This window comes from Pseudobdellovibrionaceae bacterium, assembly GCA_015163855.1.
Lineage (GTDB): Bacteria > Bdellovibrionota > Bdellovibrionia > Bdellovibrionales > UBA1609 > JAAOIH01.
Genome location: JAAOIK010000009.1, coordinates 1 through 22,801 on the forward strand (window position 1 = coordinate 1; position 22,801 = coordinate 22,801).

At 35.2% G+C, this 22,801-nt stretch carries 18 protein-coding genes and 3 tRNA genes; 16 read left to right on the forward strand and 5 right to left on the reverse strand.

Going from position 1 to position 22,801, the window contains the following annotated elements:
* Positions 1-770, forward strand: a 770-nt coding sequence (locus tag HAW63_00980) for a carbamoyl phosphate synthase small subunit (GenBank protein MBE8162550.1), incomplete at its 5' end; no start/stop codon positions are given.
* Here the strand turns inward: HAW63_00980 and HAW63_00985 are convergent.
* Positions 767-2,089, reverse strand: a complete 1,323-nt coding sequence (locus HAW63_00985; GenBank protein ID MBE8162551.1) for a hypothetical protein — start codon at positions 2,087-2,089, stop codon at positions 767-769. The two genes, HAW63_00980 and HAW63_00985, sit on opposite strands and share 4 nt — an antisense overlap.
* Before the next feature lie 179 nt (positions 2,090-2,268).
* Between HAW63_00985 and carB the strand changes: the two genes are divergently transcribed.
* The 5 genes from carB (at position 2,269) to HAW63_01010 (ending at position 9,502) form a co-directional block, all read left to right on the forward strand.
* Positions 2,269-5,502, forward strand: a complete 3,234-nt coding sequence (gene carB / locus HAW63_00990; GenBank protein ID MBE8162552.1) for a carbamoyl-phosphate synthase large subunit — start codon at positions 2,269-2,271, stop codon at positions 5,500-5,502.
* A gap of 106 nt (positions 5,503-5,608) precedes the next feature.
* Entirely contained in the window at positions 5,609-6,487 is an 879-nt protein-coding gene (locus HAW63_00995) for an ABC transporter ATP-binding protein (GenBank protein MBE8162553.1), read from the forward strand.
* Between the two features lie 30 nt (positions 6,488-6,517).
* Positions 6,518-7,282: an ABC transporter permease gene (locus HAW63_01000; protein MBE8162554.1), complete on the forward strand. Its 765-nt coding sequence runs from the start codon at positions 6,518-6,520 to the stop codon at positions 7,280-7,282.
* A gap of 11 nt (positions 7,283-7,293) precedes the next feature.
* Positions 7,294-8,073, forward strand: a complete 780-nt coding sequence (locus HAW63_01005) for a prepilin peptidase (GenBank protein ID MBE8162555.1) — start codon at positions 7,294-7,296, stop codon at positions 8,071-8,073.
* Between the two features lie 151 nt (positions 8,074-8,224).
* A complete protein-coding gene (locus tag HAW63_01010; protein ID MBE8162556.1) occupies positions 8,225-9,502 on the forward strand; it encodes a hypothetical protein in 1,278 nt (425 codons plus the stop codon).
* A gap of 30 nt (positions 9,503-9,532) precedes the next feature.
* Here the strand turns inward: HAW63_01010 and HAW63_01015 are convergent, their stop codons facing one another.
* Positions 9,533-11,578 carry a transketolase gene (locus tag HAW63_01015; GenBank protein MBE8162557.1) on the reverse strand — a complete coding sequence of 682 codons (2,046 nt, stop codon included), beginning with the start codon at positions 11,576-11,578 and terminating at the stop codon, positions 9,533-9,535.
* Between the two features lie 101 nt (positions 11,579-11,679).
* Between HAW63_01015 and HAW63_01020 the strand changes: the two genes are divergently transcribed.
* Positions 11,680-11,940, forward strand: a complete 261-nt coding sequence (locus tag HAW63_01020; GenBank protein ID MBE8162558.1) for a hypothetical protein — start codon at positions 11,680-11,682, stop codon at positions 11,938-11,940.
* On the opposite strand, the gene HAW63_01025 is transcribed toward HAW63_01020, so the two are convergent.
* The 3 genes from HAW63_01025 to HAW63_01035 all read right to left on the reverse strand — a co-directional run bounded on the left by HAW63_01025 (position 11,921) and on the right by HAW63_01035 (position 13,850).
* A complete protein-coding gene (locus tag HAW63_01025; protein ID MBE8162559.1) occupies positions 11,921-13,435 on the reverse strand; it encodes an ABC transporter substrate-binding protein in 1,515 nt (504 codons plus the stop codon). The genes HAW63_01020 and HAW63_01025 overlap by 20 nt on opposite strands.
* An 86-nt stretch (positions 13,436-13,521) precedes the next feature.
* A tRNA-Gly gene (locus tag HAW63_01030) sits at positions 13,522-13,597 on the reverse strand.
* 178 nt (positions 13,598-13,775) lie between these two features.
* Positions 13,776-13,850, reverse strand: a tRNA-Thr gene (locus HAW63_01035).
* Positions 13,851-13,955: 105 nt separating this feature from the next.
* Between HAW63_01035 and tuf the strand changes: the two genes are divergently transcribed.
* The 9 genes from tuf (at position 13,956) to rpoB (ending at position 22,796) form a co-directional block, all read left to right on the forward strand.
* Positions 13,956-15,146 (forward strand): elongation factor Tu, encoded by a 1,191-nt coding sequence (gene tuf, locus HAW63_01040; GenBank protein ID MBE8162560.1) that lies wholly within the window; start codon positions 13,956-13,958, stop codon positions 15,144-15,146.
* 56 nt (positions 15,147-15,202) lie between these two features.
* Positions 15,203-15,279, forward strand: a tRNA-Trp gene (locus HAW63_01045).
* A 16-nt stretch (positions 15,280-15,295) separates the two neighbouring features.
* The gene (locus HAW63_01050) at positions 15,296-15,673 is read left to right on the forward strand and encodes a preprotein translocase subunit SecE (protein ID MBE8162561.1); all 378 of its coding nucleotides are present in this window, start codon (positions 15,296-15,298) and stop codon (positions 15,671-15,673) included.
* Between the two features lie 84 nt (positions 15,674-15,757).
* Entirely contained in the window at positions 15,758-16,288 is a 531-nt protein-coding gene (gene nusG / locus HAW63_01055; GenBank protein ID MBE8162562.1) for a transcription termination/antitermination factor NusG, read from the forward strand.
* Positions 16,289-16,314: 26 nt separating this feature from the next.
* The gene (gene rplK / locus HAW63_01060; GenBank protein ID MBE8162563.1) at positions 16,315-16,737 is read left to right on the forward strand and encodes a 50S ribosomal protein L11; all 423 of its coding nucleotides are present in this window, start codon (positions 16,315-16,317) and stop codon (positions 16,735-16,737) included.
* A gap of 8 nt (positions 16,738-16,745) precedes the next feature.
* Complete coding sequence (locus HAW63_01065; GenBank protein MBE8162564.1) at positions 16,746-17,444, forward strand: 50S ribosomal protein L1; 699 nt, start codon at positions 16,746-16,748, stop codon at positions 17,442-17,444.
* Positions 17,445-17,574: 130 nt separating this feature from the next.
* Positions 17,575-18,096: a 50S ribosomal protein L10 gene (locus tag HAW63_01070; protein ID MBE8162565.1), complete on the forward strand. Its 522-nt coding sequence runs from the start codon at positions 17,575-17,577 to the stop codon at positions 18,094-18,096.
* Between the two features lie 63 nt (positions 18,097-18,159).
* On the forward strand, positions 18,160-18,531 hold the full coding sequence (gene rplL, locus HAW63_01075; GenBank protein MBE8162566.1) for a 50S ribosomal protein L7/L12: 372 nt from the start codon (positions 18,160-18,162) through the stop codon (positions 18,529-18,531).
* Positions 18,532-18,620: 89 nt separating this feature from the next.
* The gene (gene rpoB, locus HAW63_01080; GenBank protein MBE8162567.1) at positions 18,621-22,796 is read left to right on the forward strand and encodes a DNA-directed RNA polymerase subunit beta; all 4,176 of its coding nucleotides are present in this window, start codon (positions 18,621-18,623) and stop codon (positions 22,794-22,796) included.
* The last annotated feature ends 5 nt before the right edge of the window (positions 22,797-22,801 follow it).

A 22,801-nucleotide genomic window follows, 5' to 3' on the forward strand; every position in this document is an offset into this window, starting at 1 on the left:
TGCAGTGGGCTTGTGTTTTTAGTGAAACACAGTATTTAAAAAGCAAAAAAAGTTTGGAAGATTTTGCCAAAGAACAAATTGTTAATAATAAAACAGTAAATACTGTTGATTATACTAAGATGACTTCTTGCAAGGAAGCCTATCATTTTGAGCATTCTTGCAATAAAGAAAACGGCATTGCTAAGGCCGAAAGCACAAATACAAAACGCTTTAACAAAGTGGCTGTATTAGACATGGGTTGCAAAACCAACATTTTACATCTTTTAAAAAATCTCTTTAAAGAGGTGGTGGTATATCCATATAACTATAGTGCAGAAAAAATTTTAAAAACTAAGCCCGACATGATTGTGTTATCCAATGGGCCGGGCGACCCTGAACATCAAAAAGAATCTGTTGCAGCGGTAAAAGATTTTTTATCATCGAAAGTTCCCATTTTTGGTATTTGTATGGGCTGTCAAATTTTAGCATTAGCTTTGGGGGCAAAAACTTATAAATTAAAATTTGGGCACAGAGGTAGTAACCACCCCATAGAAGATTTTTTACAAAAAAAAATTTATATGAGCAGTCAAAACCACGGTTACGCTATTGAAAAAAATACTTTGCCTAAAGGTGTTGAAATTAGTCACATTAATTTAAATGACAAAAGTGTGGCGGGAATTTTCTCTAAAGAAAAAAAATTTTTAGCAGTACAATTTCACCCCGAGCATAGCCCTGGCCCCGAGGATGCAGTAAAGTTATTGCCTTGGTGTGTTGATAAATTTTTAGCTTAGTTACATCTTTCCGGAAAATTTTTATCAATAAAATCTAAAAACTGTATTTTTTGTTTTAAATATTTTTTTAGACATTTTTTAGATAAAATTTTGGGAGGTTCTGATTTAAAACGATTTTTTATTAGATTATTTATAAAACTATTTTTTTGTTTTCCTATATTTTTATTGCAGGTAGCAGGGGTGGGGTTTTTTTGTATAGAAAAACCTGGAGCTATTAAAGAAGGTGTTGTCATATGGGTAGAGATAAAACAATCCTCCTCTGTTAAATATAAAGTATTTTTCTTTTTTAAATATTCAAAAGTAGTTTTGCTATAACTAGTATCCACAACTCGGTCACTGGGTGAATCTATATTTAGCATAGGAATATTTAATTTTTTTAAGGGCTGGTATATATTTTTTATCATTAGCTCTTGCTCTTCAAAAACAGACATCGCGCCTTCTATGCCCTCTTCATAAAAATGGTTTTCCGAGTATTTATCTTGAATATAGTCCGCTAATGCACCGGCTTGAGTTCCTGTTTTGGCTGGCATGTAGGTACAATTAAAATTAGATTCCAAATTAAATAAAGCACCAATACTAGTTCCCAATCGATTTATCGTTTTTACTCGTAAAGATGGCGAAAAAGTTAAAACCCCAGAAATAGCAGTGTGTGTGTTGGGTGCGTGGGCATAATCTAAGGCCGCTTTGTGGGCCAGCAAGCCTCCTGTAGAGTGACCAGATACTATGATTTTTTCTCCCAGTTGCTTTGCAATTTTTAATGTACTTTTTAATTTTTTATCCCAATCTTTCCATGTCACAGACTTTAAATTTGTGTATGGCTTTTCTTTATGCCCAGGTAACCGCAGGTTGATAACATTAAACCCCAGTTTTTTATAGGCATTAGCTAGTCGGCGTGTTTGGTTTGGGCTCATATATAAGCCGTGCATTAACACAATGCTGTATTTAGATTTTTTTCCATTAGTTAAGATTTGTGTTTTGTGTCCAGCATCTACATTAGTGCTTTGTAAGCGTTTTTGTAATTTTTTAGATAGTGCTAACTGCTTTTTTGTTGGTTTTAAGTGTTGTGGTTTGCATATGTAGTTATTAATTTTATTTTTTAAATCTTTTACGCTAATTAGTGCATTTACTGTCTTAGACAAGTCACCTATATTTTTTTTGTTATAATTAGGTGGCTGTAAATAATCATTGGTTTCTGTTAAATTCCAATTATATTTTAATGAATGAAAGATGGTTTTTTCTTTTGCTTGTAAAGGCTTTAAGAGGGGTATTGCTAGTGCCAGATTACAAAGAAGGATAAAAACATAAAATTTTTTGCTCATTAAAAAATTGTAAGGCATTTGTGTTTTAATGGGCAGTGGTACTTAGTCCAGATTAATAGATAGAAACTGTCCATTGGTCTTGGAGCGAAATTAATGTTTAAAAACTGCCCATTGGTTAGTAAAAGTAAGGCGGGGCAACTTGTCCCCAAGCCTTTTATTGTGCTAAGTTTTTCTATAGAGTGCCAAAAAGAAAAGACCTTAAAAAAATACTTATTATAGGTAGCGGGCCCATAGCCATAGGCCAGGCTTGTGAGTTTGATTATTCTGGCGTTCAAGCTTGCAAAGCTTTAATGGCCGAAGGTTTTGAAGTTATTTTAGTTAACTCCAATCCCGCAACTATTATGACCGATGCACACTTGGCTACCCGAGTGTACATTGAACCCTTAACTATAGCCTTTGTTTCTAAAATTTTAGAAAAAGAAAAGCCCGACGCAGTTATTGCAAGTCTTGGAGGACAAACCGCCTTAAATTTAGCATTAAGTTTAGATAAAACAGGAATATTTAAAAAACTTAACATCGAATTATTAGGTTCTAGCATTGAGCTTATTCAACTCACCGAAGACCGTGCAAAATTTGACAAAGCTTTAAAAACTGTTGGAGCAAGGTCGATCAAAAACTTTATGGTTCGTAGCTTTGTCGAAGGTATGGAAAAAATAAAGACTTTAGAATTTCCCGTAATCCTGCGACCCAATTATACTTTGGGAGGAGGCGGTGGCGGTTTATGCCACTCCTTAGAGGAATATAAACTAAAATTAGCTAGTGCTTTGCACGAAAGCCCCAGCTCGGAAGTGTTGGTTGAGCCAAGCATTTATGGGTGGAAAGAATTTGAATTAGAGATTATGAGAGACTCACAGGGAACTTTTGTTGTGGTGTGCTCCATTGAAAACTTAGACCCTTGCGGAATTCATACGGGGGATAGCATTACCGTTGCCCCTCAACAAACTTTATCGGACTTTGCTTATCAACAAATGCGCACCGAAGCTTATAAAATTATTGATTACTTAGGTTTAGAATCTGGTGGAGCCAATATTCAATTTGCAGTAAACCCTAACACTGGTGAAAGAGTAGTTATTGAAGTTAACCCTAGGGTGAGTCGCTCTTCTGCCTTGGCTAGTAAGGCCACGGGGTTTCCTATTGCTAAAATTGCAGCTTTATTAGCTGTGGGTTATACCTTAAACGAAATTCCCAATGATATTACAAAAACTACGCTGTCTTGTTACGAACCCGCCTTAGATTATGTTGTTGTTAAAGTTCCTTATTTTAATTTTAATAAATTTGCAGGAGCTTTAGACGAACTAAGCACGCAAATGAAAAGTGTGGGCGAGGCCATGGGGGTGGGAAGAACCTTTCAAGAAGCCTTGCAATCTGCCTTGCTTTCTTTAGAGGAGTACCCTGAAGCTTTTCCAGAAGTTATATTTTCTAAAAAAAAATTAGCTAGGCCCAGCAGTAATAGAATTTATCACATTGCCCAAGCGTTTAGAGAGGGGCTTTCTGTAAGGGAGGTGTATCAAAGCACCTATGTTACTCCGTGGTTTTTAGATCAAATACAAAATTTAGTAGATGTAGAGAAAGAAATTAAAGAGGCAGGCATAAGTAGTAAACATCCGTTTACTAAAGATTCTAAACAAGCCAATTCTATAATTTTAAAAGCCAAGCGAAAAGGTTTTTCTGATTTTACTTTAGCAAAGTTATTAGAAGGCACAGAATTAAACACCACAAAAAAAATACAACAATACCGTTGGAAAAATAACATCCACCCAGGTTGTTTTAATATTGATACTTGTGCTGGGGAGTTTTTTTCGTCCACCCCTTATTATTATTTGTCTTATTGGGGCGAGGGAGATAAAGGAAAAGGTTTGCAATCTATTAAAGATTTTATTGTGATGATAGGTGGAGGACCTAATAGAATTGGGCAAAGTATTGAGTTTGATTACAATTGTGTAAAAACACTAAAGGCTTTACAAAAAGAAAATAAAAAAATAGTAATGCTTAACTCTAACCCCGAAACCGTTTCGACCGATTATGACACGGCAGATTGTTTATTTTTTTTACCCTTGCTAGAGGAGCATACTTCGGAGTTATTTTATTTGCTTAAACCACAGTCTTTTGTTTATCAATGCGGAGGGCAAACCGCTTTAAACTTAGCAGAACCTTTAGGTAAATTTTGCAAACCTTTAGGCTCTTCTATTTCAACCTTAAAAAATACAGAAGACAGAAAATTTTTTAAAGAAATTTGTCATCAATTAGGTTTAAATATTTCAAAGTCTAAAATGGTTTCTTGTGCAGAGGAGGCTTTAGGGTTTGTTAGCACAATTACTTATCCTGTAATTTGCAGGCCCAGCTATGTGCTAGGTGGCAAGCGTATGCGAGTGGTGCATAATGATAAAGAATTAAGTCAGTATTTTTTAAAATACAAAGAACATATTTCGAAAAATAATTTATGTTTGGTTGATCAATTTTTAGAAAATGCTTTAGAGTTAGATGTAGATTTAATTGTCGGAACGGATTGGAGTTTTCTTGTGGGCATTATGGAGCATATTGAGTTTGCAGGTGTTCACAGTGGGGATAGCATGAGCATACTTCCTCCCCAACGATTAAAGAAAGCTATGTGCGATAAAGTAGAAGCCATTAGTAAGCAGTTAGCAACAGCCTTAGGCGTTCAAGGTTTTTTAAATATTCAATTAGCTATTAAAGATAATACCATTTATATTTTAGAAGCTAATCCTAGAACCTCTCGCAGCTTGCCATTTATGACTAAAGCCATTGGGGGCAATACTATGGATTTAGGGGCAAAAGCATTGTTGGGGCATGATAAAAAAAACCTTTCTACAGATTTATTAAATACATCTTGGCGAGACATAAAGCATGTTTGTATTAAAGCCTTAATTTTTCCATTTAATAAATTTTCTGGAGTGGATACGGTTTTAGGTCCAGAAATGAAATCCACAGGCGAGGTTATGGGAAGGGGTAAGACTTTTTCAGAAGCTTTGTTTAAAGCCTTTGAAGCGGCTTATATAAAACTGCCTAAATCGGGGGAGGTGTTTTTATCTTTGCGTGACAAAGACAAAAATAAAATGCTAACACCCATAAAAAAATTACAGAACTTAGGCTATACGCTGTCAGCTACCCGAGGAACTGCGCAGTTTTTAATAGATAAAGGCATACAAAATGTTCTTTTTGTGAATAAAATTACAGAACCTAAGCCCCATTGTATTGACCGCATTCGCTCTCAAAAAATCCAATTAGTAATTAATACTCCTTCGGGGCAAGAGCTGCACAGTTCCGGGCGGGGTATTCGTCGTAGCTGTATTGAATATTCTGTTCCATGTATTACTGAAGATTCGGTGGCCGAAGTGATTACTTTGGCCTTAGAGTATAAAAATAAGAATATATTTGATGTTTATCCATTATAATCTTTTTAGATATAATAAAATTTCTCTATACAACAGAAGATATTTTATATTAAGCTAAAGTAGTTAGAGTTAAGTGTTGTAGTTTTGTCATTTCAGGAGGCTTTTGGTGGTTGCTTTAAAAATTTTTAATTTACATAAAACTTATAAAACTTCTTTTTATAAAAAAAATAAAAAAGTATTAAGTGGATTAAGTTTTAGTGTTCCAGAGGGAGTGGTGACTGGTTTTTTAGGGGGCAATGGTGCTGGAAAAACCACAACGATAAAGTGTATCTTAGACTTATGTATTCCCGACTCTGGCAAAATACTTTTTTTTAATCAGCATAAATTATCTTTGTCTGTGAAACAGAAAATAGGTTTTTTACCAGAAAGACCTTATTTTTATAACTATCTAACAGGTTTAGAGTTTTTAAAGTTTTATGGAAAATTATCCAATATGTCCACGGCTAATATTATTAGCGAGTCTAATCAATTATTAAAAAAACTGGATTTATATCCCTTTAAAGATAAATTACTAGGTTCATATTCTAAGGGAATGCTTCAAAAAATAGGCATTGCTCAGGCTTTAATTCATAATCCAGATTTATTAATTTTAGATGAACCTATGTCGGGTCTTGACCCTGATGGCAGACATTATATTAGTGAGATTATTAAAGATACAGCTAAGAAAGGGAAAAGTATTTTTTTTAGTAGTCACTTGTTAGATGATGTAGAAAAAATTAGTCAAAATTTAGTAATTTTAAAAGAATCAAAATTGTTATACGAAGGCCAAACAGAAGAGTTATTAAAAACCTATCAGTCGGGCTATGAGTTACATTATAGCTTGCGTTCAGAAAAACACATTTTAAAATTAAAAGAACTTTCTGCAATGCAAAGTAAAATAGAAAATTTAATAAAAGAAGGGGCTATAATTTTTGAATTTAAAGCGGTTAGGCCTTCGCTAGAAGAGGTTTTTGTTAATATGGCTTTAAGCTCAAAAAAAAATTAAAAGTGGTGTAAGTATTTTACGGGAGAAACAATGATTATTAATATTTTGGCAATTAATACTTTTAAAGAAATTATGAGAGACAAAATTCTTTACTCTTTAATTGTTTTTTCTATTATTTTAATGGGGTTAAGTATAGCTTTAAGTGATTTAAGTTTTGGAGAAAAATCGCGCATCACTTTAAATTTTGGTTTAACAGCCATCCATATTTCTTCGGTGATTTTGTCTATTTTTATTGGCAGCAGTTTAGTGCTAAAAGAATTAAAAAACCGTACTATTATGACTTTGTTAACAAGGCCATTAAGCCGAAGCACTTTTATTTTGGGAAAGTTTGTGGGTTTATTAATGGTGATTGTTACTTTGCTTTTAGGTTTATCCTTTGTTTTGTTTGGAATTATGTTTTTAATGTCAATTCCTGTCACTGCTCCTTTTTTCATTGCTATATATGGCATTATTTTAGAAGCCGCTGTTTTAACTTCTTTAACTTTATTTTTTAGTAGTTTGTCTAAAGCCTTTTTGGCCATTAGCTTTAGCATAGGAGTATTTTTTACAGGTCACTGGATAGAAAGTTTTCATTATTTTTCAACCAAGGGAGGGCTTGTGCGCTTTCAATCCATTTCTGATAGCTTATTTTATGCTATACCTAATTTAGAAAGATTTAATTGGAGGTCAGAGGTCATTTATAATCGATTAGCAGACACTAGTACTATTGCAAGTGCTAGTTTTTATGCGGTAATACTGTGTGCTTTTTTATTAACATTAGCCTTTTTTGTTTTTACAAAAAAAGACTTAGCTTAGGGGGGTAGGTGATGGATATTTATATGGTGTATGTTTTTATTTTGGGTTTAATTTGGGGTAGTTTTGCCAATGTAGTTATTTATCGCCTGCCTTTAAACAAGAGTGTCATTAAACCTCGCAGTGCTTGCCCAGGCTGTAAAAAAAATATTAGTTGGTATGATAACATCCCCGTTTTTTCTTGGATATTTTTAAAAGCAGCCTGCAGACATTGCAAGAAAAAAATTTCTATTCGTTACCCCATAGTAGAATTATTAATGGCCACTTTGTTTACAAGTGTTTATTTAAAATTTGGCATTCAATGGTACTTAATAGAACTACTCGTTTTAACTTTTGGCTTAGTAGTTGTTAGTTTTATTGATTTAGACCACATGATTATTCCTGATAGTTTTAGTTTAGGCGGAATAGTTATAGGCTTATTGGGAGGATTGCTAAACCCCGACAGACACATACTAGATGCTTTTTTGGGAATATTATTTGGAGGGGGGTTTTTTTGGCTAACCGCATATTTATATTTTGTTTTTAAAAAACAAGAAGGTTTGGGCGGAGGAGATATTAAATTGTTAGCTTGGATAGGAGCGGTTTTGGGGTGGAAAGCTATGCCATTTATTATTTTAGTTTCTAGTTTTGTTGGTTTGCTTTTTGGAGTTTTAACTTTGTTACTTAATAAAAAGAAGCTAAGCCAGCCCATTCCTTTTGGTCCATACATTGTGATAGCAGCCTTTTTATATTTATTTTATGGTACCCCTTTAACTCAGTGGTATTTTAACTTATTTTTCATGAATTTTATATAGCCAACTGTTTCATTTTGTTACAGATTTACCCTGTATTGTGGCTGTATAATTGCACATAAATAATAGAATGTGTAAAAAATCGTTTTATATTATTAATTTTTTTGTAGCAACAGTATTTTTAAATACTACTTCAGCGCAAGGTTTGCGGTGCATGAATTTGTTTAAAGATAGTTTTAAACAGAGAAGTGCTAAGGCCATTGTGTCTTACCTAAAGCAACCCAGCCAGTTTTTAATAAAAGACAGTTTGCGATTAGAAAAAACACAGCAATTGGCGGGTTTGTTAGTTCCTAGCCTCAAGGCAAACTTTAAAGAGCTTACTTTAGTGGGAAAGTGGGGGCAAGCAGCTAGACTTCCTAATCAGTGGTTAAGCAAAGTGTTATTTCAAAAAGCATTACAGCTAGACAAGGCCGAGAACTTTGTCATAGCTCCCATAAATTTTTTAATGCACAATACCTTTGTTAGGCCCACACGGTTTATTACGAGCAAGTCTAAATTTTTTGATCGCGAGTATGAACCTTCTACCTTATTGTCGGCACTGGTTTCTGCAGGCTATCTTTATTATTTAGTGTCAGCGCCCATTCAAAACATTGTAAAAGATAAGCAACAAGCAAAAGCGGATTTTTTAATTAAAAACGATTATAGATATGCTTCTTTGTTACCTTTGTATAATAAAGCTCAGCTTTTAAAAGAAAAGCTTAATGAAAAAAACTTAAGTGAAAAAGAAAAAAAACAATTAACCACAGAGTGGTTATTTATACGATATAGATTAAAACAATTAATTTTAAATAAAAAACAATATTACGAAGTATTCTTTTTTAATTTATTGCAAATTAAAAAAGAAGTATTAAGCGATGCATTTCTTAAGCCTCTTGGCTCTACAAAAACTTATAAGGCAAGCCTTGCTTTGTTAAATGATTTAGCTAACCAGTTACCCACTTTGTTTTTAGAGAAAGACCAGTGGGTAGATAGTAAAAAAGTGCATAAGCCTTTAAATGGTTTTTTGCAGATGGATATAAAAAATAAAAAAACCAAAGAAGAAGTAAAAAATACTATTTTAATGCATTTAGTGAAAAAACATATTCGTCAAGAGGCTGTTTGGATGCTTTTATACTCCAGTGCGTTTAAAAATAAAGATTTTATGTCTCAATTTTCTTTAGAGGTAAAAGAAGTGGAATTGTCTTCCATGTATAAACAATTAATGGCTTTGCAAGAAAAAAATAAAATCACCAAGGGGCAGTTTTTACGATCCATGCAAGAGTTTATTCAGTGGCAATTTAACATGTCTGTTTGGAAAGAGTTGGGTTTGCAAAGACTGGTTATAAAAAGAAAAGCTAATGGAGCCTTTCATTACACTGATAAAGTTTTAACTTTAAAAAAAATAAAAGAAAGCATAATCAAAGAGTTAAATAACCGTATTTTAAAAAAATAGTGTAGGGCAAGAAAAATCGCCTAAAAGAAACTATAGTAAAAGACAGCCTTGTTGGTAAATACTAAGGCCATCTATAGTATTAATTTGGTGCAATTCTTTAGCAGAGTAGGCACTTCTTCCAAAATTATTTTTTACATATAAAGATTTTAGCTGTAGCTTGCTGCCAGGTTCTATTTTTTCTAAAATCTGTTGGCTAAATAAGCTACTTAAACCACCATTTTTTTTATGATCTTCTACAGTTAATACTTTGTAGTTGCATTTTTTTAAAGTCATTGTAAGCAGGCTCATGTCTAATTGGTCTAAGCGGGAGGGGTTAATAATAATGCAACTTTGTTTATCTTCTTCCCATTTTTTAGCAGCTTCTAAAGCCTCTGGAAGCAAGTGTCCAAGGCTGATAATCATTAATGGTTGAGTTTTATAGTGTTCGGAGTTGTCAAAAATAACCTGTGCTTGCCCCAATGAATAAGTATTATTGTTATTATAGGTGGGTAAAAAGTTTTCTCTACCTAAAAAAAACAAATAGGTTTTGGGAATTTTCCCCTCTTGTCGGTCGGTATTAAATTGCACAATGCTTTGGTGCACTAGTGCTTCGGCCTCGGCACTGCAACTTAGGCAATAAACTTCTGTGTTTGGAAGGCTGCAAGTTAAGGCCAAGTATTGTAAGCTTTGGTGCGAGGCCCCATCGGCGGCATCTTGAAACCCAATGTGAGAGAAAATTCCAATCACAGGTGCTTGTGATAAATTGGCCATTATTAAGGGTAAAGAACCTTTGCTAATGGCAAATTGAGCAAAGGTATCAGTGATGGGAATAAAACCTTCTTTAGATAATCCGGCAGCTAGGCTAATCATGTTGGACTCGGCAATGCCAACATCTATAAAGTCGTTGGGAAAGCTATCATGAAAAGCTTTTAACCCAGTGGAGCCTTGCAAGTCAGAGCTAACAGAAAAAACTTTTAAGCCTTTTTGTTTTGCTTTAATTAAGGCCTTGCTAATTCCTACTTGAATTTTTTCTTTTTTAATTACACTGGTGGGCGTTGTGGGTGAACTGTTTTTTTTATCATACTCTTTTATTAAATCAGAAGCCCAGTGGGTAAAGGCTTTGGGAACCACAGTGGTAGAGTTATCTCCGTTATTTTTTTGTGAATAAATTTCTGTTAAAAAATCGGGAAGTTGGTGAGGGTTTTTTAAGGGAAACCCATGGGCTCCCGTGGAGGAGGCTACCGTGTTTTTTGTACCAAAGCCTTTGGTTGTGATAAAGTGTAAAGCTATGGGTTTATTTGTACTATTATTTATGGCGTCGGCAATAGCCGCATTTATGGTTTCTGACACCTCTAAAAGACTATTTCCTTTTAATATTTTTTTATATTCCCAGCCTATGTTTTTTAAATTTTCTAAGTTTTCGTGCATAGAAAAAGACTGTTCATCAATGCGTCCAGATAATTTTGTGTTGTTATCACTAATTAATAAAATAAAGGGAGCCATTTTCCCTTTTTTATATAAGCCGGGGATAGAGGATAAAGCTTCTTTGGCTTCTCCTTCCATGCAGGCCCCGTCAGAAATGCTGACAATGCTTATCTTATTGGTTTGATGGAGTTTTTCCGCAACGGCCAAGCCTTGCGCCATGGCTAAGCTTGAACCCAAAGGGCCATTGCTTAAATATACACCTTCGGGAAAAAGGTGATTTTCGCCATGGCCGGTTAAGACGCTGTCTTTTCCTCTAAACCCTTTTAGGTTTTGTAAGCTTAATTGTCCATAACAGTGTCGAAGTGCGTAAAGGGCATTTTCGCAATGGCCAGCATCATTAACAAAATGAAACTTTTCAAAGTAGGCTTTATTTTCTTGGCTTGCGACACTTATCATAGATTGAAAAAGGCTAGAAAAAATTTCTGCAAAAGCAGAGGGGCCTCCAAAATGACTGGCGGCTCCTTTTAAGGTGGCACTCATGTCCATTAACGCAACAAGGGCGCGAATGGCTTTGGGTTCTACAAAATGGTTTCCCCCCTTTTCCTTATTAAGGTTTAAGGTGTACTGCATGTTATCAATGCTTAACGGGAAAAGTGTTTTATATTGGGGCATAGTAAAGTCCATCAAGATTTTTACAATTTTTTACAATTTTTTAAAAAAATAAAGTTAACTTTCATCTAGTCTTTCCGATAGGTGTTACAAGGAGTTTTTCTATGCGTAAGTTAATTATTATAATCGGTATTGTCACTACTTTTTCTTCCACCGCCCTGGCTACTAGTGGAAATCAAAACAAGCCTTTAAAGTTTACGCCTTATAGAAAATTAGCCTTTCTGCCACAGATGGAGTTTAAGCGGCCAGACACTTCGGTCTCTTTGGTATCTATAAAAGGGCATGATTTTGTTATAAAACCAGTAAATAAACACGCTTTAGAGTCTTTGGATTTTTTAATCTCTATTAGGGTGCCTTTAAATTAGTCGCTTTATAAACTTTCTTTAAGGGAGAGAAGCTTTCTGTTAAAGAGGGAGAAAGTCCCAATATACTTTTGTGACTGATAATAGTTTGTTTTTTGTGCCACAGGGGTATGACGGCCACATCTTGGGCTATAATGCTTTGCACCTTATTATATATTTTTTTTCGCTGTGCTAGGTTTAGGGTATATATGCCCTGCTCTAACAATTTATCTAATATTTTGTTTTTGTATAAAGAGCGATTTCTGCCAGGGGGCCATTCGGAGCTGTGAAAGGCTATGCGATAAATGTCGGGATCGATGACGCCCGACCAGCTCATTAAAGCAATGTCAAAATTAGTGTTTTTTAAGTCCTTGTATAAAACACCCCACTCTAAGCTTTTTACTGTAACGGGTATTCCAGATTGTTTTATTTGTTGGGTTAAAATTTTTCCAAAGTTAATGGAGCTAGGCTTGTTGCTAACTTTTAAAGTTAAGGGTTTAAGGTCTATGCTGTGTAAAAAATCTTTGGCTTTTTTTAAGTCAAAATTAGTGGTTTTTAAATAAGTATTAAAAAACAAATGTTTTGGATGAAGCAAAGACTTGGCGGGGGTTGCAAGGCCTTGTAATTTATATTGAATAATTTTTTTAATATTTAAGCTACTTTGAAGAGCTTTTCGAACAGAAATTTTTGAAAGTAAGGGGTGTTTTAAATTTAACAGCAGATAAGTTACAGAAAGTCCCGGGCTTGTGTGTATTTTAAAATTTAAATTTTTTTGTAAAGCTTTAACTTTAATGGTTTCGGTATTATTAAAGCTAATGTCTATATCTTGTTTTAGTAATTTTTGATAGCGAGTGGTGTTGTCAGACACAACTTTAAACAGAAGGGCTGTTTTTCCAGGCTCTAAAGAGTGGGGGTTTGGTTTTAGATCAATAGCATTGGGTTTAATGGTGTTTATATAATAAGACCCTGTGCCTATCGGTTTTTGATTAAAAAGGTTTTTGTTTTTTAAAAACTCTTGTTTAGGTAAAATTTTTAACACAGGCAAATCGGCCCGCAAAAACTTTGCAGAAGATTTTTTTAAAAATAATTTAACCAGCCACCTTTGCGTTTTTTTATTTTTGTGCACACTAATTTTTTTTATAACAGAAAAGGCATGATGAAAAATACATTTAGGATCTTTAAAGGCTTGAAAACTAAAAAGCAAATCTTCTTTAGTTAGGGGGCGCCCATTGGAGAAGCGAATATTGTCTTTTAACAAAAAAGTATAAGTGTTGTTTTTGTAAGTCCAAGACTTTGCCAGATCTCCTACCACCCTTAGGTTTTTATCTAATCGTACTAAAGAGCTAAATAGTAAATCATTTAGCCGCATATCCAAAGCCGCGGTGGCCTTTAGTGGATTTAAGGTTTTAATTTTTTGCTCTATGCCCACTTTAATGTGTTTATTAAAGGGAGGGGTGGAGTTTTGGCAAGAGAGTAGGTTGATGCTAATGATTAGAAAAAGAAAGTGCTTATTTTTCATAGTAATTATATCCTTTTTTAATCCAACTTCTTGTTAATGCCAAAGTGGATAAACAGAAAAGCCGCATTATTTTTTGTAGTAAGGGTTGGAGCGGGAGACGGGTCTCGAACCCGCAACCCTCAGCTTGGAAGGCTGATACTCTACCAATTGAGCTACTCCCGCTAAGAGTAAATTAATTTAAACACCAAAAAAATCTCCCCGTCAAACCCGATCAAACAAGCCTAAAATTTTCACTTCATAAAAAATTAAAAAGCCTTGCCCTTTTGCTCGGGCAACCCTTTGGGCTGAGTCGCAAAAGGGCAAGGTTTTCTGATTGTTTATGCATTTAAATTTTTATTTATGGAGCCCTCGACGGGAATTGAACCCGTGACCTCAGCCTTACCAAGGATGCGCTCTACCACTGAGCTACGAGGGCTTATTGGCTACTTCAAAAAAGCTTGACATTTTTTGAATGTAGAAACAAGGTGTTTGTTGGAATATAACAGAGTCACAGCTAGTAAAATACCATTAGGAGGAATGCATGGCTAAAGAAAAATTTGACCGAAGTAAAGAACATATTAACATAGGTACGATTGGACATGTGGATCATGGTAAAACGACTTTAACGGCCGCAATTACAAAAGTACTTGCCGAGGCTGGTGGCGCAGAGGCAATGAATTACGATGACATTGATAAAGCTCCCGAAGAAAGAGAGCGCGGTATTACTATTGCAACTTCTCATGTGGAATATTCCACAGCAAATAGACATTACGCCCATGTGGATTGCCCTGGTCATGCCGATTATGTAAAAAACATGATTACTGGTGCAGCGCAAATGGACGGAGCTATTTTAGTAGTTTCTGCAGCCGACGGAGCTATGCCACAAACGCGTGAGCATATCTTATTAGCAAAACAAGTTGGTGTGCCATCTATAGTGGTTTTCATGAATAAAGTGGACCAAGTGGATGACCCTGAATTATTAGAACTAGTAGAATTAGAAATTAGAGAAGTTTTATCTAAATACGAATTTCCAGGAGATGATATCCCTATTGTTAAAGGCTCTGCCTTAAAAGCTTTAGAGGGAGACACTTCTGAAATTGGCGGTCCAGCTATTGTAAAATTAATGGAAGAGGTGGACAAGTATATTCCAACTCCTGCAAGAGAAGTGGACAAGCCATTTTTAATGCCTGTGGAAGATGTTTTCTCTATTTCTGGTCGTGGTACTGTGGTAACGGGCCGTATTGAAAAAGGAATTATTAAAGTTGGTGAAGAGGTAGAAATTGTGGGAATTAAAGACACGCAAAAAACTACAGTAACCGGTATTGAAATGTTTAGAAAGCTTTTGGACGAAGGAAAAGCTGGTGACAATGCAGGTTGTTTAATCCGTGGTATTAAAAAAGAAGAAGTAGAGCGTGGACAGGTTTTATGCAAACCAGGAAGCATCTCTCCTCATAAAAAGTTTAAGTGCGAAGCTTATATTTTGCAAAAAGATGAGGGTGGCCGTCATACTGCATTTTTTAATGGATATAGACCGCAGTTTTATTTTAGAACTACAGATATTACAGGTGTTGTAACTTTAAAAGAGGGTGTAGAAATGGTTATGCCTGGTGATAATATTGATGTCACTGTGGAATTAATCGCCCCTATTGCCATGGAAAAAGGGTTACGATTTGCCATCCGTGAAGGTGGTCGTACTGTTGGAGCGGGTGTCGTTTCTGAAATCATAGAGTAGTTGCTGTTTTTAATAAGTTTATAAAGCTTAGAAGGTGTTTTCTAAGCTTTTTATTTAGGACAGTAGCTCGAATTGGTAGAGCGGTTGACTCCAAATCAATAGGTTGAGGGTTCGAATCCTTCCTGTCCTGCCATTTTTAAAGGTGTGTTATGAAAACAATATATAAAAAAATTATAACCATTTCGGTATTAAGCTTTTCTATTTTAGTGGGCCTTGTGGTTAGTATTTTATTAGAGCTACTAAGTGCGGTGTCTGGGTTTGTTGCAAGGCTTTATGAGCAAAATTGGTTTAGTCACGGCTTTCCCATCATTGCCGCTTTTCTAGTATTTTTGTTTTTGCAGTTTCATACTAAGTCGCAAACTTTATTAAAAGAGGCTGTTCAGGAGGCTGGTAAGGTTGTTTGGAGTGGAAAACAGGCGATAATTGCCATGACTGTGGTTTGTTGCATAATGCTTTTAATTTCTGGGGTGTTTTTGGGAATCTTTGATGTGCTAGCTAGTAGCACTTTAAAATATTTTATAAATTAAAGAAATACTAATTGCATTAAATGCAAAACAGATGTAACTAGGTCTGTATTTATTTTTTGTAATTTTTTGTTTTTTGGGGTAAATGTGGAAAAAAAGTGGTATATTATTAATACTGTTGGGGGGCAAGAAGTAAAGGCTAAAACCTCCATTTTAGAACAGGTTAAGTTAAAAAATTTAGAAAATGAATTTGGAGATATTTTAATTCCCAGTGAAAGGGTCGTTGAGGTTTCCAGAGGCAAGAAAAAAGAGAAAGATCGTACTTTTTTTCCTGGCTATATTTTTATTCAAATGCACTTAACAGAAACCTCTTGGCATGTGGTTAAAAACACTCCTAAAGTGGGTGGTTTTGTTGGAAAGGGTAAGCCTCAAGCTGTGCCAGAAGATCAGGTATTAAAAGTTACTAAACAAATTCAAGATGGAGCAAAAAGTGTTAGCGTTGCTGTCACTTTTTCTGTTGGAGAGTCTATCTCTATTATAGATGGCCCCTTTAATGGTTTTGATGCTGTTGTAGAAGAGGTGTCAGAAGATAAAATGAAGCTAAAAGTTACTGTGGGTATTTTTGGAAGACCAACTTCTGTGGAGTTAAATTTTACACAGGTAAAAAATTTAATTTAGTTAAGATTTAAAAAAAGGGCTAATTTATGGCAAAAGAAATAACAGGGCAAATTAAATTACAAATCCAGGCGGGCAAGGCTAATCCATCCCCTCCAATTGGTCCTGCATTGGGTCAACATGGTGTTAATATTATGGATTTTTGTAAGCAGTTTAATGCTAAAACCCAAAAAGATGCCGGCATGATTATACCTGTGGTAATTACTGTCTTTAAAGACAGAAGCTTTACTTTTATTACAAAAACTCCGCCAGCTTCGGTATTGTTAAAAACTTATTCTAAAATTAAAAGTGGGTCGTCTCAGCCGCAAAAAGACAAGGCGGGAACAATTACTATGAAGCAAGTAGAAGAAATTGCTAAAATTAAGTTAGTAGATTTAAATTGCGTTAGTTTAGAATCTGCAATTTCACAAGTAAAGGGAACTGCCAACAGCATGGGCTTAGAAGTAAAATAGGTGTATTTATGAGTATAGGAAAACGATTTAAAGCAATTTCAGAAAAAGTGGAAGTAGACAAACTTTATAGTTTTGAAGAGGGTTTTAAACTTTTATTAGATACAGCTACAGCAAAATTTGACGAATCAGTAGAAGTGGCTATTAATTTAGGCGTTGATTCTAAGCAATCCGATCAACAGGTAAGAGGGTCTGTCCCTTTACCTAACGGTTTAGGTAAAAGTGTTAGGGTGATTGTATTTGCAAAAGGCGATAAGATTAAAGCCGCACAAGATGCTGGTGCAGATCTTGTGGGTTCTGATGAACTAGTAAAAAAAATTCAGGGAGGGTGGTTAGACTTCGACAAAGTAATTTCTACTCCTGATTTAATGTCCACAGTGGCAAAAGTTGCAAAAGTATTAGGGCCTCGTGGGTTAATGCCTAGTCCAAAAGTGGGTACGGTGACTCAAGATGTAGCCAAAGCGGTAGAAGCAGAAAAGCGAGGTAAGCTTTCTTTTCGTGTAGAGAAGGCTGGAATTATTCATGTAATTATTGGAAGAAAATCTTTAGGAGAAGAAAAATTAAAAGAAAACTATAAGGTATTTTTAGATACCGTAGTAAAAGCAAAACCCTCTTCTAGTAAGGGTGTGTATTTGCAGGGAATTGCATTGTCTATGACAATGGGCCCAGGTATCAAAATGGATGTGGCTTCATCGCAAGCAGCCATTTAGATTAGGTTAGTAACAAAAAGAAGTCGCCAGTTTAAGACAATAGGGGTTTTGAAAAAAACTTAAAACCACAAACCCTATCGAGACGAACCTGAGTGTTTCTTAAAACAAAAGAGAGGAGGAATATAAGGTGTTGGCAAAAGAGAAAAAAGCATTAGAGATTAGTGCTATTTCTAAATCTTTAAAAGAAGCAACGGCTACTTTCTTAGTCGACTTTAAAGGCATGGATGTGGAGCAAGTAACTCAGCTTCGTAAAGAGCTAAGCTCTTGCGAGGGAAAGTTGCGTGTGACTAAAAACACATTAGCTCGCCTTGCTTTAAAGGAACATAAAGAAAGTGCTGAAATATTATCTGCAGATTTGGTGGGAACAAATGCATTTGTTTTTGCTTATGACGAGGTACCAGCGGTTGCAAAAGCAATTAGTAAGTGTTCGAAATCCGTAGAAGCATTTAACTTAAAAAAAGGAGTAATGGAAGGGCAGGAGTTAAGTTCCGCTCAAATTATTCAATTAGGAAGTTTAGCATCTAAAGAGGAATTAAGAGCACAATTATTAAGTGTATTTATGGCACCAGCTACACAATTTGTTAGAACGATAAATGAAGTTCCAAGTAAATTGGTTAGGGTACTAGCTGCAAAAAAAGATAGTGCTGCTTAAGGTTTTTAGAAATAATAAATAAATAAATAAATAAACAAATAAGAATAAATTAAGGAGAGTAAGATGGCCATTAACAAAACAGAAGTTGTAGAATTTTTATCTAACATGTCTGTGTTAGAAGTTTCCGAGTTAGTAAAAGAATTAGAAGAAAAGTGGGGAGTAAGTGCAGCAGCGGCAGTAGCGGCGGCTCCAGCTGCGGGCGGTGGTGCTGTGGCTGAAGAAAAAACAGAATTTGATGTAGTATTAACTGCAGCAGGAGATAGTAAAATTTCTGTGATTAAAGAAGTTCGTACTATTACTGGCTTAGGCTTAAAAGAAGCTAAAGAATTAGTAGAGGCAGCTCCAAAACCTGTAAAAACAGGAATCCCTAAGGATGAAGCAGAAAAAATTAAAGCGGCTTTAATAAAAGCGGGCGCGACTGTTGAAGTTAAATAGTTTTTTTTAAAAATAGTTATTTTTGGCTAATATATTAATATTAGCCAAAATAGTTTTGTGTTAAAACAGTTAATTAATTAGGAGATATAATGGGCACTACCCCTTACGCAGCTTCTCAAATTCGTCTACGGCATAATTTTGGTCAGATAAAGGTAGATATTAAAATACCCAATTTGATTAATCTTCAAAGAGATTCTTATGCAAATTTTTTACAATCGGATTGTGATCCTGATAAAAGGTTAGAACAGGGTTTGCATGGTGTATTTAAGTCCGTTTTTCCTGTTGTAGATTTTAATAAAAGTATTCAGCTAGAATATTTAGATTATCGTTTAGAGCCACCTAAATATGATGTGGAAGAGTGTTTACAAAGAGGAATGAACTACTCCTCTTCTTTAAAAGTTAGATTTCGTTTAGTTATTTTCGACATTTCTGAAAGAACAAATAAAAATTCTGAAGAACCTAAAATAGTAAAAGATGTAAGAGAGCAAGAAGTTTATATGGGAGAGATTCCATTGATGACTAAAAATGCCTCCTTTGTAATCAATGGAATTGAAAGAGTGGTAGTAAGCCAATTGCATCGTTCGCCAGGTATTTTCTTTGAACATGATAATGGAAAGGGCAGCGTTATTGGAAAATTATTACACTCTGCTCGTATGATTCCTTACCGTGGGTCTTGGTTAGATTTTGAATTTGATCAAAAAAACATATTGTACGCAAGCATTGATAGGCGTCGTAAATTTCCTGTTACTATTTTATTAAAAGCCTTGGGTTACGACGACCAAGCTTTATTAAACTATTATTACAAACCTAATATTTTAAAACCACAAAAAGATGGTACTTATAAATACGCACTAGACATACATTCTTTGCTTGGCCAAAGAGCTGGTGGAAATATTGCAGACAAAGAAGGTAACATTATTGTTGCTCGTGGCCGTCGTATTACTAGAGCTACTATTAAAAAAGTAGAACAAGCTAAAATTAAAGATTTAAAAATAGACAGAGAGGGTTTAATTGGTGTTACTTTGGCAGAACCAATTATTAATTTAGAAACGGGCGAAATTATTGCCGATGTTAATGCCGACATCACAGAAGAAGTGTTAGATGCTATTTTGGCATTAAAATTAAAAGAATTTGCTGTTATTTTTTTCGATAAGTTTTCTGTAGGAAACCATTTAAGAAATACATTACTATTAGACAAAGTTTCCACTAAAGAGGAAGCCATTTTAGAATTGTACCGCCGTCAACGACCGGGAGATCCCGCAGATTTAGAATCGGCTACAAAATTTTTACAGCGTTTATTCTTTGACGAAAATACTTATAATTTAGGAAAAGTAGGGCGTTTAAAAATTAATCATCGTATTGAATCTTTGGTTACTCCTCCTCCTTTAGATCATCATGTACTGACTAATGAGGATATTTTAGCCACTGTTAAAATTTTATTAAATATTAAAGACGGCAAAGGGGATGTGGATGACATTGATCACTTAGGTAACCGTCGAGTGAGAGCGGTGGGTGAGTTATTAGAAAATCAATACCGCTTGGGCTTAGTGAGAATGGAAAAATCTATTCGTGAAAAAGTGGGTTTTCAGCAAGATTTAGAAGCGGTAATGCCTTATGATTTAGTAAACTCTAGTGCGATTAACTCGGTTATCAAAGAGTTTTTTGGATTGGGGCAGTTATCTCAATTTATGGATCAAATTAATCCATTGTCAGAGGTAACTCACAAAAGAAGATTGTCGGCTTTAGGGCCTGGTGGTTTATCTCGTGATCGAGCGGGCTTTGAAGTTCGTGATGTGCATCATACTCATTACGGCCGTATATGTCCCATTGAAACTCCCGAGGGTCCTAACATTGGATTAATATCGGCTTTAGCTACTTATGCTAAAGTAAATGATTATGGTTTTATCGAAACCCCTTTTCGAAAAGTAGAAAATGCGATTATTAATGATGATATTATTTATATGTCAGCCTTAGATGAAAAAGATAAGAAAATCTCTCAAATAAACAGAGTGGGTAATAAAGTTAAAGATGACAAGCTTACTATTCGCAGAATGGGTGAGTACGAAAATGTTGCCAAAGAAGAAGTGGAGTTAATGGATGTTTCTCCAGGACAATTAATTTCTGTGGCAACGGCATTAATTCCTTTCTTAGAACATGATGATGCAAACCGTGCTTTAATGGGAGCCAACATGCAACGGCAAGCCGTTCCGATGATTAAGTCAGCGGCACCTTTGGTTGGCACAGGAATGGAAAAATTTATTGCTCGTGATTCTGGAACTAGTGTGGTTTGTTCTAATGACGGGGTGGTTGCTGAAGTAGAAGCCAACCGTATTGTGGTTCGCCGTAGTGCTAAAAAAGGAGCTATGGGAGCCAATATTGATATTTATAATTTAGTAAAATATCGTAAAACTAACCAAAACACTTGCTTCAATCAAGCTCCAGTGGTTAGGGTTGGTGACCTTGTAAAAAAGGGTGATGTTATTGCTGATGGCCCAGCTACAGAGTTGGGAGAATTGGCTTTAGGTCAAAATATGTTAGTGGCCTTTACTCCGTGGATGGGTTACAACTTTGAGGATTCGGTTTTAATTTCCGAAAGATTGGTAAAGCAAGATGTATATACTTCTATACACATTGAGGCTTTTGAATGTTTAGCTCGTGACACAAAATTAGGCGCTGAAGAAATTACTAGAGATATTGCTAACATTAGTGATAGTGATTTAGTAGACATTGATAACAATGGTATTATTCGCATTGGTGCCGAGGTAGCTCCGAGTAGTATTTTAGTAGGTAAAGTGACTCCAAAGGGAGAGACACAACTTTCCCCAGAAGAAAAATTATTGCGTGCCATTTTTGGAGACAAGGCTGGCGACTTTAGAGACTCTTCTTTGCGAGTTCCTTCTGGTGTTGTAGGTACAGTTATTGATGTACAGATTTACAACCGTGATGGCGTTGGTGATGATGACCGTCATAAAGAAATTGTAGAAAGTAAGCAAGAAAAAATTGCCAAAGACCTTTTGACAGAAGAAAACATGATTAAAAATGCTGCGCTAGAGAGTATTAAAAACTTACTAGCTGGTAAAAAATCTTCTGATCAGTTTTTAAATGAAGATGGTTCTGTAGAACTATTAAAAAAAGGTCAAATTATTGGTGCAGATGATTTAGAAGCCATTCCTTTTGAGTTTTTAAGTTACATTCCTGTTACTCCAGAGTTAGAAAAACAAGTTACTCAAATAGTAACAGCAGTGCGTAGTAAACTAAAAGCAGTGAAAGTTATTTTTGGTGAAAAAGCCACTCGTTTATCTAGAGGAGATGAGCTAGCTCCAGGAGTAATTAAAGTGGTTAAAGTTTATGTAGCTATTAAACGACGCATTCAGGTGGGGGATAAGTTAGCCGGTCGCCATGGAAACAAAGTGGTGGTTTCTCGTATTTTACCGGAAGCAGATATGCCTTACTTGGCTGATGGAAGGCCTGTGGATATGGTTTTAAATCCTTTAGGGGTTCCTTCTCGTATGAATATTGGTCAAATTTTAGAAACGCATTTAGGTTGGGCGGCTTATGATTTAGGTCACCAATTAGAAAAAATGTTAGAACAGTTTGATGCTAATCAAATGCGCGATAAGTTAAATAAAATTTATAAAAACCAAGATTTACAAGACAAAATTAATACTGCAAACGAAACATCTTTAAAGGAAATTGCAAGACAGGCAAGAAATGGTGTTCATATTGCGACTCCTGTTTTTGATGGAGCTAATGAAGCTGACATTCAAAGGTTATTAGAATTAGCCGGCTTACCAAAAACCGGGCAAACCACTTTGTTTGACGGAAGAACTGGCGAAGCTTTTCACAATGATGTTACTGTGGGAATTATGTATGTATTAAAACTAAATCATTTAGTAGAAGAAAAAATACATGCTCGGTCTATTGGGCCCTATTCATTAGTTTCTCAACAACCTTTAAGTGGTAAAGCACAGTTTGGTGGTCAAAGGTTAGGGGAGATGGAAGTGTGGGCTATGGAAGCTTATGGTGCCGCTTATTCTTTACAAGAATTTTTAACAGTAAAATCCGATGATGTTGCAGGTCGTACGCGCATTTATGAAAGTATTGTTAAAGGAGAAAATGTATTAGAACCTGGGTTACCAGAGTCTTTCAATGTTTTAATTCGTGAGCTACAAAGTTTGGCTTTAGATATTAATTTAGTGAAGTCTGATATTTTAACCGAAGATGGTAAAGCAAAAATTGAGGAAGAAAAAGGTTTTAATGATTAAAATCT

What these genes read in the sequence shown, in the direction of transcription:
- HAW63_01050 (MBE8162561.1), top strand. Translation starts at nt 15,296, where the DNA reads ATGAAAACAATATATAAAAAAATTATAACCATTTCGGTATTAAGCTTT.
- HAW63_01025 (MBE8162559.1), bottom strand. Translation starts at nt 13,435, where the DNA reads ATGAAAAATAAGCACTTTCTTTTTCTAATCATTAGCATCAACCTACTC.
- rplK (MBE8162563.1), top strand. Translation starts at nt 16,315, where the DNA reads ATGGCAAAAGAAATAACAGGGCAAATTAAATTACAAATCCAGGCGGGC.
- HAW63_01000 (MBE8162554.1), top strand. Translation starts at nt 6,518, where the DNA reads ATGATTATTAATATTTTGGCAATTAATACTTTTAAAGAAATTATGAGA.
- tuf (MBE8162560.1), top strand. Translation starts at nt 13,956, where the DNA reads ATGGCTAAAGAAAAATTTGACCGAAGTAAAGAACATATTAACATAGGT.
- HAW63_01010 (MBE8162556.1), top strand. Translation starts at nt 8,225, where the DNA reads ATGAATTTGTTTAAAGATAGTTTTAAACAGAGAAGTGCTAAGGCCATT.
- HAW63_01020 (MBE8162558.1), top strand. Translation starts at nt 11,680, where the DNA reads ATGCGTAAGTTAATTATTATAATCGGTATTGTCACTACTTTTTCTTCC.
- HAW63_01065 (MBE8162564.1), top strand. Translation starts at nt 16,746, where the DNA reads ATGAGTATAGGAAAACGATTTAAAGCAATTTCAGAAAAAGTGGAAGTA.
- HAW63_00985 (MBE8162551.1), bottom strand. Translation starts at nt 2,089, where the DNA reads ATGAGCAAAAAATTTTATGTTTTTATCCTTCTTTGTAATCTGGCACTA.
- HAW63_01005 (MBE8162555.1), top strand. Translation starts at nt 7,294, where the DNA reads ATGGATATTTATATGGTGTATGTTTTTATTTTGGGTTTAATTTGGGGT.
- rpoB (MBE8162567.1), top strand. Translation starts at nt 18,621, where the DNA reads ATGGGCACTACCCCTTACGCAGCTTCTCAAATTCGTCTACGGCATAAT.
- HAW63_01015 (MBE8162557.1), bottom strand. Translation starts at nt 11,578, where the DNA reads ATGCCCCAATATAAAACACTTTTCCCGTTAAGCATTGATAACATGCAG.
- rplL (MBE8162566.1), top strand. Translation starts at nt 18,160, where the DNA reads ATGGCCATTAACAAAACAGAAGTTGTAGAATTTTTATCTAACATGTCT.